The 16224-nt window shown below is 71.2% G+C and carries 14 protein-coding genes; 5 read left to right on the top strand and 9 right to left on the bottom strand.

Annotation, left to right across the window (positions count from 1 at the left end; genetic code table 11):
- Positions 1-176: 176 nt before the first annotated feature.
- The 3 genes from OG432_RS26305 (at position 177) to OG432_RS26295 (ending at position 3206) form a co-directional block, all read left to right on the top strand.
- Positions 177-1505, top strand: coding sequence for a DUF2252 domain-containing protein (locus OG432_RS26305; protein WP_328313439.1), 1329 nt, complete (start codon positions 177-179; stop codon positions 1503-1505).
- Between the two features lie 161 nt (positions 1506-1666).
- Positions 1667-2341 carry a hypothetical protein gene (locus OG432_RS26300; protein ID WP_328315244.1) on the top strand — a complete coding sequence of 225 codons (675 nt, stop codon included), beginning with the start codon at positions 1667-1669 and terminating at the stop codon, positions 2339-2341.
- Positions 2342-2393: 52 nt separating this feature from the next.
- Positions 2394-3206 carry a thioredoxin domain-containing protein gene (locus OG432_RS26295; RefSeq protein ID WP_328313438.1) on the top strand — a complete coding sequence of 271 codons (813 nt, stop codon included), beginning with the start codon at positions 2394-2396 and terminating at the stop codon, positions 3204-3206.
- 134 nt (positions 3207-3340) lie between these two features.
- Here OG432_RS26295 and OG432_RS26290 read toward each other — a convergent pair whose 3' ends face one another.
- Positions 3341-3913 carry a dienelactone hydrolase family protein gene (locus OG432_RS26290; protein WP_328313437.1) on the bottom strand — a complete coding sequence of 191 codons (573 nt, stop codon included), beginning with the start codon at positions 3911-3913 and terminating at the stop codon, positions 3341-3343.
- 30 nt (positions 3914-3943) lie between these two features.
- Between OG432_RS26290 and OG432_RS26285 the strand changes: the two genes are divergently transcribed.
- Positions 3944-5020, top strand: a complete 1077-nt coding sequence (locus OG432_RS26285) for a mechanosensitive ion channel family protein (protein ID WP_328313436.1) — start codon at positions 3944-3946, stop codon at positions 5018-5020.
- A 30-nt stretch (positions 5021-5050) separates the two neighbouring features.
- Here OG432_RS26285 and OG432_RS26280 read toward each other — a convergent pair whose 3' ends face one another.
- The 5 genes from OG432_RS26280 to OG432_RS26260 all read right to left on the bottom strand — a co-directional run bounded on the left by OG432_RS26280 (position 5051) and on the right by OG432_RS26260 (position 9806).
- Positions 5051-6637, bottom strand: coding sequence for a Na+/H+ antiporter (locus OG432_RS26280; RefSeq protein WP_328313435.1), 1587 nt, complete (start codon positions 6635-6637; stop codon positions 5051-5053).
- Positions 6638-6737: 100 nt separating this feature from the next.
- Positions 6738-7211 (bottom strand): GNAT family N-acetyltransferase, encoded by a 474-nt coding sequence (locus OG432_RS26275; protein ID WP_328313434.1) that lies wholly within the window; start codon positions 7209-7211, stop codon positions 6738-6740.
- The gene (locus tag OG432_RS26270; RefSeq protein ID WP_328313432.1) at positions 7208-8149 is read right to left on the bottom strand and encodes an RluA family pseudouridine synthase; all 942 of its coding nucleotides are present in this window, start codon (positions 8147-8149) and stop codon (positions 7208-7210) included. The genes OG432_RS26275 and OG432_RS26270 overlap by 4 nt, the downstream gene beginning before the upstream one ends.
- 78 nt (positions 8150-8227) lie before the next feature.
- Positions 8228-8794, bottom strand: coding sequence for a signal peptidase II (lspA, locus tag OG432_RS26265; RefSeq protein WP_328313431.1), 567 nt, complete (start codon positions 8792-8794; stop codon positions 8228-8230).
- Positions 8795-8855: 61 nt separating this feature from the next.
- Positions 8856-9806 carry a TraR/DksA family transcriptional regulator gene (locus tag OG432_RS26260; RefSeq protein WP_328313430.1) on the bottom strand — a complete coding sequence of 317 codons (951 nt, stop codon included), beginning with the start codon at positions 9804-9806 and terminating at the stop codon, positions 8856-8858.
- 563 nt (positions 9807-10369) lie between these two features.
- Between OG432_RS26260 and ileS the strand changes: the two genes are divergently transcribed.
- Positions 10370-13543 (top strand): isoleucine--tRNA ligase, encoded by a 3174-nt coding sequence (gene ileS, locus OG432_RS26255; protein WP_328313429.1) that lies wholly within the window; start codon positions 10370-10372, stop codon positions 13541-13543.
- A 410-nt stretch (positions 13544-13953) separates the two neighbouring features.
- Here the strand turns inward: ileS and OG432_RS26250 are convergent, their stop codons facing one another.
- The 3 genes from OG432_RS26250 to OG432_RS26240 all read right to left on the bottom strand — a co-directional run bounded on the left by OG432_RS26250 (position 13954) and on the right by OG432_RS26240 (position 16201).
- Positions 13954-15177 (bottom strand): DivIVA domain-containing protein, encoded by a 1224-nt coding sequence (locus OG432_RS26250; protein WP_328313428.1) that lies wholly within the window; start codon positions 15175-15177, stop codon positions 13954-13956.
- 49 nt (positions 15178-15226) lie between these two features.
- Positions 15227-15511, bottom strand: coding sequence for a YggT family protein (locus OG432_RS26245; RefSeq protein WP_114035728.1), 285 nt, complete (start codon positions 15509-15511; stop codon positions 15227-15229).
- A gap of 72 nt (positions 15512-15583) precedes the next feature.
- On the bottom strand, positions 15584-16201 hold the full coding sequence (locus OG432_RS26240; protein WP_328313427.1) for a cell division protein SepF: 618 nt from the start codon (positions 16199-16201) through the stop codon (positions 15584-15586).
- Between the last annotated feature and the right edge of the window lie 23 nt (positions 16202-16224).

Genomic DNA, 16224 nt, shown 5'->3' with positions numbered 1-16224 from the left:
GCCCCAGTGACAGCCGAGGGGGAACTGCCGCGCGAGGCGCCTGGGCGAGTGCCCCGCGAGCGCCCGGCGACCGGGCGACGGGCGGGCACTTGGCGGTACGGTCGCGCGTTGGAAGAAGCACACCCCACCCCGTTCCGATCGTGATCCAGGCAGTACGCACCAGGAGGCACCCAGCGATGTCGGCCCCGCAGCCCAGCGCCCAGACGCGCGGCGAAGAGATACTCGCCGTTTTCGAGACGGCGTTCGGCCGGCTCCTGGCCGCCGACCCGGCCGCCTTCCAGGTCAAGTTCCGCAGGATGGCCGCCTCGGCCTTCGCCTTCTACCGGGGCACGGCCTGCCTGTTCTACTCCGACCTGGAAAAGGAACGGCACGGCGGTCCCTACCTGGACGAGCAGACCGGCCGGGTCTGGATCCACGGCGACCTGCACGCCGAGAACTTCGGCACGTACATGGACGCCAACGGCCGGCTGATCTTCAACGTCAACGACTTCGACGAGGCGTACGTGGGCCCCTTCACCTGGGACCTGAAGCGGCTCGCGGCCTCGCTGGCGCTGATCGGCTACACCAAGGCGTTCAGCGACGAGCAGATCACCTCCCTGGTGCGCACCTGCGCGGCCGCCTACCGCGAGCGGGTCCGCGCGCTCGCCTCGGGTGCCAAGGAGGACGAGGTCCCGCCCTTCACCCTGGACACGGCCGAGGGCCCGCTGCTGGGCGCGTTGCGCGACGCCCGCGCACGGACCCGGTTCGCGCTGCTCGACTCGATGACCGAGATCCGGGAGCACGAGCGCCGGTTCACCGAGGACGACGGCTCGATCGAGCTGGACGCGGCGACCCGGTACAAGGTGCTCGCGGCCTTCGACGGCTATCTGGAGACGCTGCCCGAGGAGAGCCTGGTGCGCCCCGACTCCTACCGCGTCAAGGACGTGGTCGGGCGGCGCGGCATCGGGATCGGCTCGGCCGGTCTGCCCTCGTACAACATCCTGCTCGAAGGGCACAGCGACGCCCTGGAGAACGACGTGGTGATCTACATCAAGCAGGCGCAGACCCCGGCCGTCTCGCGGCACATCACGGACCCGGCGGTGCGCGGCTACTTCCAGCACGAGGGGCACCGCACGGTGATCTCGCAGCGGGCGCTCCAGGCCGCGGCCGACCCGTGGCTCGGCTGGACCGAGCTGGACGGCGCGGGCCAGCTGGTCGCCGAGGTCTCGCCGTACGCGGTGGACCTGGACTGGTCGGACATCGACGACCCGGCCGAGATCGCGGCGGTCGTCGCCGACCTCGGCCGGGCCACGGCCACGATGCACGCGGCGGCGGACGACGAGAGCGGCCACTCCGAGCTGGTGCCGTTCTCCACGGAGCGCGCCATCGACGCGGCGATCGCCGCCGACGAGGAGGGCTTCGCGGACCTGCTCGTCGAGTTCGCGCACGCCTACGGGGCGCGGGCGCGGGCGGATCACCAGATCTTCGTCGACCTGTTCCGCAACGGGCGGATCCCGGGCCTCTAGGGAGTGTCGTCACCGTGGCGTCGTCCGCCCGTAGGGCGGGGCCGGCGGGGGTGTCCGGCGGGCCGGGCGGGCGGGTCGTGACGGCCGCGATCCGCCGGGTCCGCCGCTCTCACCGAACTCTTAGGCACGGCATACGGCACGGCATGGCACACTCACCCGCGATGGACATATCCGGGACGCAGCTCAGAGCGGCACGCGCGGCGCTTTTCACGGCGCTCGTCGTGACGCTCTCCGCCGCGTCCCACGTGCTGCTCTCCCGAGTCGCGCTGCCGCTGTCGCTGGTGGCCGGCGCGGCCGGCACGGTGTTCGTCATCGCGTACGCCCTGGCCGGCCGCGAGCGCGGGTTCGGGGCGATCGCGGGCACGCTGGTCCCGCTCGAACTGGCCGCCGACACCGTGTTCACCACCGGCCAGCACGTCTGTTACGGCCCGGCCGGCGGCCCCGTCGCTGGCGCCCTGCGCGCGGTGGGCGTCGACGTGCTGTGCGGCGGTGGCACCCTCGGGGCGGTACCCGCCCCGGCGAACGCGGCCGCGCTGCTCACCCATCCCGGTCCTGCCGTGCCCTGGCTCCTGCTCGCGGCGCATCTGAGCGTCGGGCTGCTCGCCGCCCTGTGGCTGCGGCGCGGCGAGGCGGCCCTGGCCCGGCTGCTGCGCGCGGCCGGCGCCCGTGCCTTCCGCCCGCTGCTCGTGGCGGTCGCCGTGGTGCGCGCCGCCGACGACGGCGTCCGGGGGCCCGCGCGTTCGGCGCACCACGGGCCCGGCCCCTCGCGCACCCGCCTCCTGGTGCACTCCGTGGCACGAAGGGGACCGCCCTGCCCGTCGCTCGGCCTGGTCTGAGCGCAGCACCGCAGTCCCCCGAATTCCCCCCTGCCATCCGGAGAGAAACATCATGAGTTCCCGCAACAGCCAGGCCAACAAGGCTGCCGCCCGCGATCGGTTGCGAGCGGAGCGCGAGCGCGAGGCGAAGAAGGCGAAGACCCGCCGCCAGGTCATCGTGGCCGTGTCCGTCGTCGCCGCCCTCGCCGTCGTGGGTGGCGCCGGCTACCTGATCAAGGAGGCCATGAAGCCCTCCGCGTGGACGGCCGCCAAGGACAAGACGCTGGTGAAGCCCGCCAACACCACGGGCAGCGACGGCACGACCGTCGTCATCGGCAAGGCGGACGCCAAGAAGACCCTGCAGATGTACGAGGACCCGCGCTGCCCGATCTGCTCGCAGTTCGAGCAGACCGTCGGCCCGACGGTCAAGAAGGACGTCGACGCGGGCAAGTACAAGATCCAGTTCTTCGGCGCCACGTTCATCGACAACGGCAGCCCCGGTACCGGCTCCAAGACCGCCCTGAGCGCCCTCGGCGCCGCGCTGAACGTCAGCCCCGAGGCGTTCCTCGACTACAAGTCGGCGCTCTACTCGGCGAAGTACCACCCCGAGGAGACCGAGGACAAGTTCAAGAGCCGCGACTACCTGATCGAGATCGCGGACACCGTCCCGGCCCTCAAGGGCAACGCGGCCTTCCAGAAGTCCGTGAAGGACGGCACCTACGACAAGTGGGCGCTGACCATGTCGGACAAGTTCAACAGCAGCGGCGTCCAGGGCACGCCGACGCTGAAGATGGACGGCAAGAAGATCACCGACGGCCAGTCGGACAACGCCCCGATGGACGCGGCGACGTACACCGCGGCCCTCGACAAGGCCCTCAAGGGCTGATCCGGGCGGCCGTCTCCGGCGGCTGTTTCCGGCGGCCGTCTCCGGCGGCTGTTTCCGGCGGCTGTTTCCGGCGGCCACGACGAACGGGCCGTGCGAACCTCCGGGTCCGCACGGCCCGTTCGGCTTCTTCGCGGCTATGCCAGGCTGTCGAGGAAGCCGAGCGCGGTGCGCCAGGTCTGCTCCGCGGACGCCTCGTCGTAGTCCGGCAGCCGCGGGTCGGTGTAGAGGTGGCCCGCGCCCGGGTAGCGGTAGATCTCCACGTCGGCCCCGGCCCGCCGCATCTGCAGGTACCAGGAGTTGAGCCAGTCCGCCGACTCGAACGGGTCGGGGTCGGCGACGTGCAGCTGGACGGGCAGCTCGTCCACGGCCGTGTTCTCCGCCATGTCCGAGGTGCCGTGGAGCAGCAGCAGACCGCGGGCCTTGTCGTCGCCGAGAGCCAGGGTCTGGGCGATGGACCCGCCGAGCGAGAACCCCGCGTAGACGAGTCCGCGCTCCGAGTAGGGCGCCGCGGCCAGAATGGCTCGTTTCAGGAGCTCCTCCTTGCCGATCTCGTCCTTGAGCCCCGCGCCCTCCTCGACGGTCTCAGCGGTGCGTCCTTCGTACAGGTCGGGGACGTGCACCTCGTGGCCGGCGGCCCGCAGCCGCTCGGCCGCCTCCTGTACGGCGGGCCGCAGACCGTAGACCGAATGGAAAAGCATGATGTTCATGAGGCCATCGTGCCAGTTACGGTCGAGGGCATGGAGAACGTACTGCGTCCGTTGATCGTCATCGGCGGCTCGGTCGTCCTCGCGCTCGTTGTGGGATGGCTCGCCGACCGACTGCTGCGCCGGGCCGACGCCCGGGACCGCGAGACCCCGCTGTGGGGACTGCTGCGCCGCTGCCGCATACCGCTCAACCTCGTCATGCTCACCGCGATCCTGCGCGGCTCCTACGACGAGATCAAGTGGAAGCCGGTGCAGGAACACGACGCCGGCCTCGGCCAGTTCCTGACACTGGTCCTGATCGGCGCCAGTTCCTGGCTCGTGGTGCGGATCGCCACGGCGGTCGTGGAGTCCTCGTACACGCGTTACGCCGCCTCGACGCGCGATCCCGCCCGGGTCCGCCGGGTCCGCACCCAGGTCACGCTCATCCAGCGGGTGGTCAGCGCGATCGTCATCGTGGTGGCGATCGCGGCGATGCTGCTCACCTTCCCGGCGATGCGGGCGGCGGGCGCCTCCCTGCTCGCCTCGGCCGGCATCGTGGGCATCGTCGCCGGTGTCGCCGCCCAGTCCACCCTCGGCAACCTCTTCGCCGGCCTTCAGATCGCCTTCGGCGACATGGTGCGGCTCGGCGACACGGTGGTGGTCGACGGCGAGTGGGGCGTGGTCGAGGAGATCACGCTGACCTTTCTCGCGGTGCGCACCTGGGACGAGCGCCGCCTGACCATGCCGGTGTCGTACTTCACCAGCAAGCCGTTCCAGAACTGGTCGCGCGGCGGCGTCCAGATGACCGGCACCGTCTTCTTCCACCTGGACCACTCGGCGCCGCTGCCCCTGATGCGCGAGCGGCTCGCCCTGATCCTCAAGGAGTGCCCCGCCTGGGACGGCCGGGCCTTCTCCCTGGCCGTCACCGACACCACGCCGTCCACCATCGAGGTGCGGGCCGTGGTGACCGCGAAGGACGCGGACGACATCTGGACGGTCCGCGTCACGGTCCGCGAGCAGATGGTGGCCTGGCTGTACGAGGAGTATCCGTCCGCGCTGCCGAGGATCACCACCGAGGCCCGGCCGCCGACTCCCCTCACCCGGCCGGCGATCGAGGACGGCCGCCCGTAGAGCGCGTGCCCGGGGCCCCGGGGCCCCGGGTCACCGCAGGCTGCGTACGTCCAGCTGGCGCAGCACCCGGTCGACGATCTCCGGGTCCGCGCCCGGCTCGTTGCGGGCGGACAGCACCTCGTGCCGGGCGGCGGACATCATCTCGCGCTGGATGCGCTGCACGGCCCGGATCCGCTCGACCCGCTTCGCGTAGGACGCGCGCCGCTCCTCGTCGACCATGTCGGGGCTGATCCTCGCACCGACGTCGTACGCCCTGCGGTGCAGCTGCTCCATGACCTCCTCCGGCAGCTCCTCGACGTCCTGGATCTCCTTCAGACGCCGCTTGGCGGCCTTCGCCGCGCGGATCGCGAGGTCCCGCTCCAGGACGCGCTCGGCATCCGTGTCCGCGCGTACGCCCAGCCGTTTGACCAGCCAGGGCAGGGTGAGGCCCTGGAAGACCAGGGTGGTCATGATCACGGCGAAGGCGATGAAGATGATCTCGTCCCGGCCGGGGAAGGGCGCGCCGTCCTCGGTCTTCAGCGGGATGGCGAGGGCCAGGGCCACCGAGGCCACGCCCCGCATCCCGGCCCACCACATGACGATGGTCTCCCGCCACGAGGTGGGGATCTCCTCGTCGTAGTCGCGTTTGGTGTGCAGCCGTTTGGCGAGCCAGGTCGCCGGGAGCAGCCACAGCAGCCGTACGCCCACGACCACGCCGACCACGGCCGCCGCCCAGCCGAACATGTGCGACGCGTTGCCGGTCGCGGTGCCGAACACGTTGTGGAGTTCGAGCCCGATGAGGCCGAAGGCCACGCCGGTCACCAGGGTGTCGACGATCTGCCAGAACGTGGCCCCGGCGAGCCGGCCCTGCACGTCGTCGGCGTCCATCGTGTGCTCGGCGAGGAACAGCGCCACCGTCAGGACGGCGAGGACGCCCGAGCCGCCGAACTCCTCGGCCAGGACGTAGCCGACGAACGGGACGAGGAGGGTGAGACCGATCTGCAGGGTGGGGTCGCCGAGCAGCCCCATCAGCTTGTTGGCGAGCCAGCCGAGCGCGAGGCCCACGACGACGGCGACCACGGCGGACAGCACGAGCTTGCCGGCGGCCGACGCCCAGGAGAAGCTCCCGCTCACGGCCGCCGTGATCGCCACGTGGTACAGCACGATCGCGGTGACGTCGTTGAACAGGCCCTCGCCCTCCAGGATCGACACCAGGCGGCGCGGAAGCCCGAGCGAGCCCGCCACCGCGGTCGCGGCGACCGGGTCGGGCGGCGCCACGAGCGCGCCGAGCGCGACGGCGGCGGCGATCGGCAGGCCGGGCACGATGGAACTGGCGACGGCCGCGACGGCCGCCGTGGTCACGAAGACGAGCGCGACGGCGAGCAGGAAGATCGGCCGGAGGTTGGCGGTGAACTGCCGCCAGGACGTGCGCTGTACGGACGCGTAGAGCAGCGGCGGCAGCACGAGCGGCAGGATGAACTCGGGCTCGATCTCCACGTTCGGCACGAACGGCAGGAGCGCCATGGCGATCCCGCCGAGCGTCATGAGTACCGGGGCGGGCAGCCCCAGGCGCTCGCCCAGGGGGACCGTCACCACCGCGCCGAGAAGGAGCACGAGCAGTAGGGCGAGCTGGTCCACGGGATGCCCTCCGGGCGGTGCGGGCCTGGACGGCCTTGACGATCAAGGCCTCAAGCGTGCCACGCAACCGGGCCGAACCGCCCATCGGGGCGCAAAGGGCTCAGGCGGAGCGCTGGGCCAGGGTCCGCCGCATCGCCCGGTGCTCGATCCCCGCGTCGGGGAACTCCGGGCCGTACGCCTCGTACCCGAGCCGCTCGTAGAAGCCCAGCGCATGGGTCTGCGCGTGCAGGTCGACCGCGCTCAGGCCGCGCTCGGCGGCGGCCGCCTCGATGGCGCGCACCAGGGCGGCGCCGACGCCGAGCCCCCGGGCCGCCCCGGTGACCGCGAGCCGGCCGAGCGAGCCGACCTGCGCCGAGCCGGTCCTGGCGAGCGCCCGCGGGCCGTACAGGAGGCGGCCGGTGCCCAGCGGCCCGTCCGCTCCGACGGCCAGCACGTGCAGCGCCGTCGCGTCGTAGGCGTCGTACTCCACGTCCTCGGGGACCTGCTGCTCGACGACGAAGACGGCGCGGCGCACCGCGAAGCAGGCCTCGCGGTCGGCCGGTCCCTCGGCGACGCGGACGGTGAACGCGGTCATTCGCTCTCGGCGCGGATCGCGTCCAGGGCGTACTGGAGGTCCGCCGGGTAGACGCTCTCGAATTCGACCCACTGGCCGTCCGAGGGGTGCTCGAAGCCGAGCCGCACCGCGTGCAGCCACTGGCGGGTCAGCTTGAGGCGCTTGGCGATCGTCGGGTCGGCGCCGTAGGTGAGGTCGCCGACGCAGGGGTGGCGGTGGGCCGACATGTGCACCCGGATCTGGTGGGTGCGCCCCGTCTCCAGCTTGATGTCGAGCAGGGAGGCGGCGCGGAAGGCCTCGATCAGGTCGTAGTGCGTGACGGACGCCTTGCCCTCGGCGGTCACGGCCCACTTGTAGTCGTGGTTGGGGTGGCGCCCGATCGGGGCGTCGATGGTGCCGCTCATCGGGTCCGGGTGGCCCTGGACCAGGGCGTGGTAGCGCTTGTCGACCACGCGCTCGCGGAACTGCTGCTTGAGCGAGGTGTAGGCGCGCTCGGACTTGGCGACGACCATGAGGCCCGAGGTGCCGACGTCGAGGCGGTGCACGATGCCCTGGCGCTCGGCGGCGCCGGAGGTGGAGATGCGGTAGCCGGCCGCGGCGAGGCCGCCGATGACGGTGGTACCGGTCCAGCCGGGGCTCGGGTGGGCGGCGACGCCCACCGGCTTCATGATCACGACGATGTCGTCGTCGTCGTGGACGATCTCCATGCCCTCGACGGGCTCGGCGACGATCTGCACGGGGGCCGCCGCCTGCGGCATCTCGACCTCCAGCCACGCCCCGCCGTGCACCCGCTCGGACTTGCCGACCACGGCGCCGTCGACCTGCACCTTCCCCGCCGCGGCAAGCTCGGCCGCCTTGGTCCGGGAAAACCCGAACATGCGGGAGATGGCGGCGTCGACGCGCTCGCCTTCGAGGCCGTCGGGAACGGGCAGGGTGCGGATCTCGGGAATCGTACTCACCCGTCGAGTATGCCTTGCCGTACCGGCATCGCCCGCCGCGCGTCCGGCGGGCGGGCGCGGCCGGCCCCCGTGGCGGGCTCAGTCCTTGTGGACGGTGCCGTCCGGGTCGAGGCCGCGGAAGGAGAGGATCACGATCAGGATGCCGCCGCAGACGATCGCCGAGTCCGCGAGGTTGAAGACCGCGAAGCCCTTGGGCGCGATGAAGTCGACGACCCAGCCCTCGAAGATCCCGGGCGAACGGAAGATCCGGTCGGTGAGATTGCCGAGCGCACCGCCGAGCAGCAGGCCGAGCGCGAACGCCCAGGGCGTGCTGTAGAGCTTGCGCGCGAGCCGCACGATCACCAGGATCACGGTCGCCGCGATGATCGTGAAGATCACGGTGAACGCCGCGCCGATCCCGAAGGCGGCCCCCGGGTTGCGGATCGCGTTCAGCTGCAGCAGATCACCCACGATCCCGATCGGCTCGTGGTGCTCCAGCCTGGCCACCACGAGCATCTTGCTGCCGAGGTCCAGAAGGTAGGCGAAGGCGGCCACCGCGAACAGCACGGGGATCTTCCGCTTGCCCTTCGGCTGCTCGGAGGGTGCCGCCTGTTCGTCGGCCCCCTCCGCATCCGGCGTACCGATGATGCGCTCCGCCTCTGCCACGTGAGTCCCTCAACCGCTAGGTGCCTGACTGAGCACGAGGGTACGGCACACTTGTGCGGGATCAGCCCCGCCTTTCCTGCTTCTGCTTGTCCTCCACGCAGAGCGTGGCCCGCGGGAACGCCTGCATCCTGGCCTTGCCGATCGGGTTTCCGCAGACCTCGCAGTACCCGTACGTCCCGGCGTCGAGCCGCTCCAGGGCGTGCTCGGTCTGCTCCAGGGTCTCGCGCGCGTTGGCGGCGAGCGCCATCTCGTGTTCGCGGGTGATGTTCTTGGTGCCGGTGTCGGCGTCGTCGTCGCCCGCTCCGTCGCCCGAGTCGCGCATCAGGCCGGCCAGCGCCGCCTCCGAGGACTCGATCTCCGTGCGCAGGCGCAGCACCTCGCTGGACAGCTCGGTGCGGGCCTCGGCGACCTCCTCCGGCGTCCACGGGTCCTCGCCCGGCCGGACCGGAAGCTCACCCGGGGCGGCCGTGGCCACAGCACGGGCCGTCGGCACCGCCGACGCCGCGGCGGTTCTGGCCGCCGTTGCCCCGCCCGCAGTCTTCTTCGCAACCACCTTGTCGGCTCCCGTCTCTTCCGCGGCCGCAGCCGCCCCCTCGGCCGCGGTCGCGGCCTTCCCGGCGCCCGCCCCGGCCCGCTTCGCCGGCGCCTTCTTGTCGGTCGCCTTGTCGGACGCGGCGGACGCCGTCCCGGTTGCCTTGCGGGCCGCGGTCTTCTTGGCGGTGGCCCTCTTCGACGGAGCCTTCTTGGCGGGCTCCGCCTCGGCTGCCGTGCCGGCGACGGCGTCGGCCGCCCCCGTGACCGGCGCCGCCTGGGCCGCCGTGTCCTGGGCCGCCGTGTCCTTGGCCGCCGTCTTCCTCACCGTCTTCCTGGCCGTCGCCTTCTTGGCGACGGCGGTCTTCCCGCCCTTCGCGTCCTTGGCCGCCGAGTCCGTGGTGGCACCTGCGGCAGCACGTGTGGCACTGGTCTTCCTCGACGCCGTTGTGGTCTCTACGGCGGTCTTCTTCGCCACCATGGCCGCGGCCCCTTCACATATTGTGATCTTGCACGCGAATCGTGCTGGGACGATAAATCGACTCCAGGCCCGCGGCAACGGGGCACGCCGCCGGTTCGCCCCGCCCCGGCCCCGGGCACGGCGAACCTGCATCGGTTGTGCCCAGCTCCCGGCCCGGCGAATCCGCCGTACGGGCGGGCCCCGACGCCGCCGCGGCCGGTATGGCCATTCGGGTCACGCGCCGCCCCGCGCGCGGCCCTCTCAAATCCGGTGGGCCGCCCCACTCCGGGCCCCGTACACTGGCCCCAGCGAGAGGCGTGGACGGGACGAGTAGCGGCGTACGCAGCCAAGAGCGATCCGGGGACGGTGGGAGCCCGGAGGCGAGCGCGCGGTGAAGATCACCCCCGAGCCGCCGGAAGAACGACCGCGTGCGCCACGCAGTCCAGTAGAACCGGCTTCGCGCCCCAATGAGGGGGCGGTGTTCCGCACACCGCCAAGGAGGGTGGTACCGCGGGAGCGCCCCACGTGGGCCCGCTCTCGTCCCTTCGACGGAGCCGCACGACGATCCGCCGGAGGATGAACGGATGTCGCAGTACCGCCAGGTGCCCGCCCAGGTAGACCTGCCCGCCCTGGAGCACGCCGTGCTCGACTTCTGGGAGCAGTCCAAGGTCTTCGCCAAGAGCCTCGAACAGTCCGAGGGCCGCCCCGAGTGGGTCTTCTACGAGGGCCCGCCCACCGCCAACGGCATGCCGGGCGCCCACCACATCGAGGCCCGCGTCTTCAAGGACGTCTTCCCCCGCTTCCGCACGATGCAGGGCTACCACGTGGCCCGCAAGGCCGGCTGGGACTGCCACGGCCTGCCCGTCGAGCTGGCGGTCGAGAAGGAGCTCGGCTTCACCGGCAAGAAGGACATCGAGGCGTACGGCATCGCCGAGTTCAACGCCAAGTGCCGCGAGTCCGTGACCCGGCACACCGACGCCTTCGCCGACCTCACGACCCGCATGGGGTACTGGGTCGACCTGGACGACGCCTACCGCACCATGGACCCGCAGTACGTCGAGTCGGTGTGGTGGTCCCTGAAGGAGATCTTCAACAAGGGCCTCCTCGTCCAGGACCACCGCGTCGCCCCCTGGTGCCCGCGCTGCGGCACCGGCCTCTCGGACCACGAGCTGGCGCAGGGCTACGAGACGGTCGTCGACCCCTCCGTCTTCGTCCGCTTCCCGCTCACCGGCGGCCCGCTCGCCGGCGAGGCGGCCCTCCTGGTGTGGACGACGACGCCCTGGACCCTGGTGTCCAACACGGCGGTCGCGGCCCACCCCGAGGTCACCTACGTCGTGGCGACGAACGGCGAGGAGAAGCTCGTCGTCGCCGAGCCGCTCCTGGAGAAGGCCCTCGGCGAGGGCTGGGAGCGCACCGGCCAGTCCTTCACCGGCGCCGAGATGGAGCGCTGGACCTACCGGCGCCCCTTCGAGCTGGTGGAGTTCCCGAGCGACAGCGAGGGAACCCACGGGCACAGCCCGGCCCCGGCCCACTACGTCGTCAACGCCGAGTACGTCACGACCGAGGACGGTACGGGCCTGGTCCACCAGTCCCCCGCCTTCGGCGCCGACGACCTCCTGGTCTGCAAGGCGTACGGCCTGCCGGTCGTGAACCCGGTCCGCCCCGACGGCACCTTCGAGGAGGATGTCCCGCTGGTCGGTGGCGTCTTCTTCAAGAAGGCCGACGAGAAGCTGACGGAGGACCTCAAGGAGCGCGGCCTCCTCTTCCGCCACGTCCCGTACGAGCACAGCTACCCGCACTGCTGGCGCTGCCACACCGCGCTGCTCTACTACGCGCAGCCGTCCTGGTACATCCGCACCACCGCCGTCAAGGACGCGATGCTGCGGGAGAACGAGAAGACCAACTGGTTCCCGGAGTCGGTCAAGGAAGGCCGCTTCGGTGACTGGCTGAAGAACAACATCGACTGGGCGCTGTCCCGCAACCGCTACTGGGGCACCCCGCTGCCCATCTGGCGCTGCGAGGAGGGACACCTGACCTGCGTGGGCTCGCGCGCCGAGCTCACCGAGCTGACCGGCACCGACCAGTCGGCGCTCGACCCGCACCGGCCGTACATCGACGAGGTGACCTTCACCTGCACCGCCGAGGGCTGCTCCCTCGAAGCGGTGCGCGTGCCCGAGGTCATCGACGCCTGGTACGACTCGGGCTCGATGCCGTTCGCGCAGTACGGCTACCCGCACCAGAACAAGGAGCTGTTCGAGAGCCGCTACCCGGCGCAGTTCATCTCCGAGGCCATCGACCAGACCCGCGGCTGGTTCTACACGCTGATGGCGGTCGGCACCCTCGTCTTCGACAAGTCCTCGTACGAGAACGTGGTGTGCCTCGGCCACATCCTCGCCGAGGACGGCCGCAAGATGTCCAAGCACCTGGGCAACACCCTGGACCCGATCCCGCTGATGGACCAGCACGGCGCGGACGCGGTGCGCTGGTTCATGGCGGCCGGCGGTTCCCCGTGGGCGGCCCGCCGCGTCGGCCACGGCACCATCCAGGAGGTCGTCCGCAAGACGCTCCTCACCTACTGGAACACGGTCGCCTTCCAGGCCCTGTACGCCCGTACGTCCGGCTGGGCGCCGAGCGCGGCGGACCCGGCCCCTGCCGACCGCACGGTCCTGGACCGCTGGCTGCTCGGCGAGCTCAACTCGCTGGTGGAGCAGGTCACTTCGGCCCTCGAGGCGTACGACACCCAGAAGGCGGGCAAGGCCCTTTCGTCCTTCGTCGACGACCTCTCCAACTGGTACGTGCGCCGTTCGCGCCGCCGCTTCTGGCAGGGCGACAAGGCCGCGCTGCGCACGCTGCACGACGTGGTCGAGACCGTCACCCGTCTCATGGCGCCGCTGACGCCGTTCATCGCCGAGCGCGTCTGGCAGGACATGGTCGTGCCGGTGACGCCGGACGCACCGGAGTCCATCCACCTCTCGTCCTGGCCGACGGCGGACACCTCGGCGATCGACCCGGCACTGTCGCGGCAGATGGCCCTCGTCCGCCGCCTGGTGGAGCTGGGCCGTGCCACGCGCGCCGAGTCGGGCGTCAAGACCCGCCAGCCGCTGTCGCGGGCACTGGTCGCGGTGGCGGGCTTCGAGGCGCTCTCCCCCGAGCTGCACGCGCAGATCACGGAGGAGCTGAACGTGTCGTCGCTCGCCTCGCTCTCCGAGGTGGGCGGCTCGCTCGTCGACACCACGGCGAAGGCCAACTTCCGGGCGCTCGGCAAGCGGTTCGGCAAGGGCGTGCAGGACGTGGCCAAGGCCGTGGCCGCGGCGGACGCGGCGGCCCTCTCGGCCTCCCTGCGCGACACGGGTACGGCGTCGGTCGAGGTCAACGGCGAGTCCGTGGCGCTCGCCCCCGACGAGGTCATCATCACCGAGACCCCGCGCGAGGGCTGGTCGGTGGCCTCCGACTCCGGGGCGACGGTCGCCCTCGACCTGGAGATCACCCCGGAGCTGCGCCTCGCGGGCCTGGCCCGTGACGCGATCCGGCTGATCCAGGAGGCGCGCAAGAACAGCGGGCTCGACGTGGCGGACCGGATCGCGGTCCGCTGGGAGTCCACCGACCCGGAGGTCTCCTCGGCCCTTTCGGCCCACGCGGAGCTGATCGCGGACGAGGTTCTGGCGACGGACTACGCCTCGGGTGAGGCCGACGCGTCGTACGGCTCCGCCTTCACGGACGAGCCCCTGTCCCTGACGTTCCGCCTCCGCAAGGTGTAATCCCCGGCCCAGCCGAGCTGACGGCCCGCTCCCGCGGTTCGGGGGCGGGCCGTTGTTTTCCCCGCCCCGCCTCTTCCCGCAGCCCTCCGGGGGTGGTTCGTACGCGAACCGTGCGTGGTTGCTCGCGCAGTTCCCCGCGCCCCTTGACTGTTCGGTGCCGGCCCGCATGGGCGTAGTCAGCCCGTCCGGCGTTTGAGGACGAGCGCCCTTCGGGCGCGAACGGGGTCTGGGGCGGAGCCCCAGGAACCTTTTCACCCCCGGAGGGTTGCGGGAAGGGGCGGGGCGGGGAGAAACCGCCCGCCGCAGGCGACCCGCGCGCCGGGTACGGCGAAGGGCCGGCACCGGGGAAACCCGGTACCGGCCCTCGCAGCCTGCCGACGGCTACGCGCGTGTCACGCGCGTAGAGCCCGTCAGTTGTCGTCCTCGTCGATCAGGAAGCCGCGCATCGGCGAAGGCGCCTGCTGCATCGGCGAAGGCCCCTGCGGCCGCACCGGCGCCATCGGCTGCGTCATCGCCGGCGACATCTGCTGCTGGCCACCGTAGGACGGCCCGCTCGGCATGGACTGCTGGCCGCCCATGGACGGCTGGCCACCCATCTGGTGCCCCATCGAACCGGCACCGGCCGACGCCATGGAGCCGCTCATCTGCGGAGCCGGCGGCAGCGAGGCCGTCGCCGGGGTGCGCGGCGGCGCGAGCGAGTCGTCGGCCTGGGTCTCCAGCTGACGCAGCTGCGACTCCAGGTAGGACTTCAGACGCGTGCGGTACTCGCGCTCGAAGCCCCGCAGGTCCTCGACCTTGCGCTCAAGGGTCGCGCGGGCGGACTCCAGGGAGCCCATCGCGACGCGGTGCTTCTCCTGCGCGTCCCGCTCCAGGGCGTCCGCCTTGGCACGGGCATCGCGCTCCAGACCCTCGGCGCGGGACCGGGCCTCGCCGACGATCTTGTTGGCCTCGGAACGGGCCTCCGCGATCGCCTGGTCGGCGGTCTGCTGCGCGAGGGAGAGCACACGGGCGGCGCTGTCGCCACCGGGTGCCTGGGCCGGCTGTCCCATCTGCGGGCCGTGGCCGCCCATGGGGCCGCCCATCTGCTGGCCCATGGGGCCCTGGCCGAGCTGGTTCTGCCCCATGGGGCCCTGACCCAGCTGGTTCTGGCCCATCTGGTTCTGGCCCATCTGGTTCTGGCCCAGCTGGTTCTGCCCCATCGGACCCTGGCCCATGGGGCCCTGACCCATCGGACCCTGGCCCATGGGGCCCTGGCCGTGCTGGCCCTGCGGGCCGTGGCCACCGGGACCCGCGGGCAGCTGCGGCGCGCCGCTCGGCAGCTGCGGCGGACCCATCTGCGGCTGCTGCTGCTGGACCTGCGGCGGACCGGATATGGCCGCGGGAACGGGCGCGCCGGGGCCTCGGCCGTCCTGCTGCTGCTCCGGCTTGCGCATGCCCTGCTGCTGCTGGTTCTGCGCGGCGGCGCGGGTGGCGGCGGCCAGCTTGGCGCGCAGATCCTCGTTCTCACGGAGCAGTCGTGTCAGCTCGGACTCGACCTCGTCGAGGAAGGCATCGACCTCGTCCTCGTCATAGCCTTCTCGGAGGCGGACCGTCGTGAACTGCTTGTTCCGCACGTCCTCGGGGGTCAGCGGCATCTCTTCTTCACCTCTACGTAGTCGTCGGCAGTCGGCAGGACCGAATCGTTCACAACCTGACCACGATGCTGATCAGGATGTAGACGATGATCATCAGAACGAAGAAGGACAGGTCGAGTGCCACGCCCCCGAGACGCAGCGGCGGAATGAACCGCCGCAGAAGCTTGAGCGGTGGATCGGTGACAGTGTAGGTGGCCTCAAGAACGACCACCATCGCCTTACCGGGTTGCCATGAACGGGCGAACTGGAAGACGTAGTCCATGACGAGCCGGAAGATCAGCACGATGAGGAAGCACATCAGCGCGATGTAGACCACCTGTAGTGCGACGCCCATCTCGCGCTTCCCTCTCCCCTTGCATCAAAGCTCCGGCCAGTTGTCGGCCGGTTCGTTCCCGGTGTCGTGTTCTCAGCTCTGGTTGAAGAATCCGCCCTCTGCGATGCGGGCCTTGTCCTCCGCCGTGACATCGACGTTAGCAGGAGACAGCAGGAACACCTTCTGCGTCACGCGTTCAATGCTGCCGTGCAGGCCGAAGACGAGACCGGCGGCAAAGTCGACAAGTCGCTTCGCGTCGGTGTCGTCCATCTCGGTGAGGTTCATGATCACCGGGGTGCCCTCGCGGAAGTGTTCCCCGATGGTACGGGCCTCGTTGTAGGTCCGCGGGTGCAGCGTGGTGATGCGGTACGGCTCCCGCTCGGACACGACCTTGGGCATGATCACCGGTGCGTTCTTCTCCAGGCTCGGACGTTCAGGTGTGATGGACGCCACGGGTGCAATTCGCGCTGGTCGTCCGCTTTCTACCGATAGCTGAACCGGTTCTCTCGGCGCTGGAGGCTGAGTTACTCGTACCGGTTCGTCCCGTTCGTCCTGGAGCGGTACCTGGTGCGGGGGCTGGTGCCGCCGACGGTCGCGCTCCGGTTCGGGCTCGGGTTCGAAATCGTCGTCGGGGTCGAACCCCCGGCCGTCGTACCCATCGTCCTCCACGAGGCCGAGGTAGACCGCCATCTTGCGCATCGCGCCGGCCATGCTCAGATTCCTCCGCTCTGTGG

Origin of the sequence: Streptomyces sp. NBC_00442 (assembly GCF_036014195.1) — a bacterium.
Taxonomy (GTDB): domain Bacteria; phylum Actinomycetota; class Actinomycetes; order Streptomycetales; family Streptomycetaceae; genus Streptomyces.
Note: the sequence above shows the minus strand (reverse complement) of the source record. Positions and strands in the feature narration are given on the sequence as shown.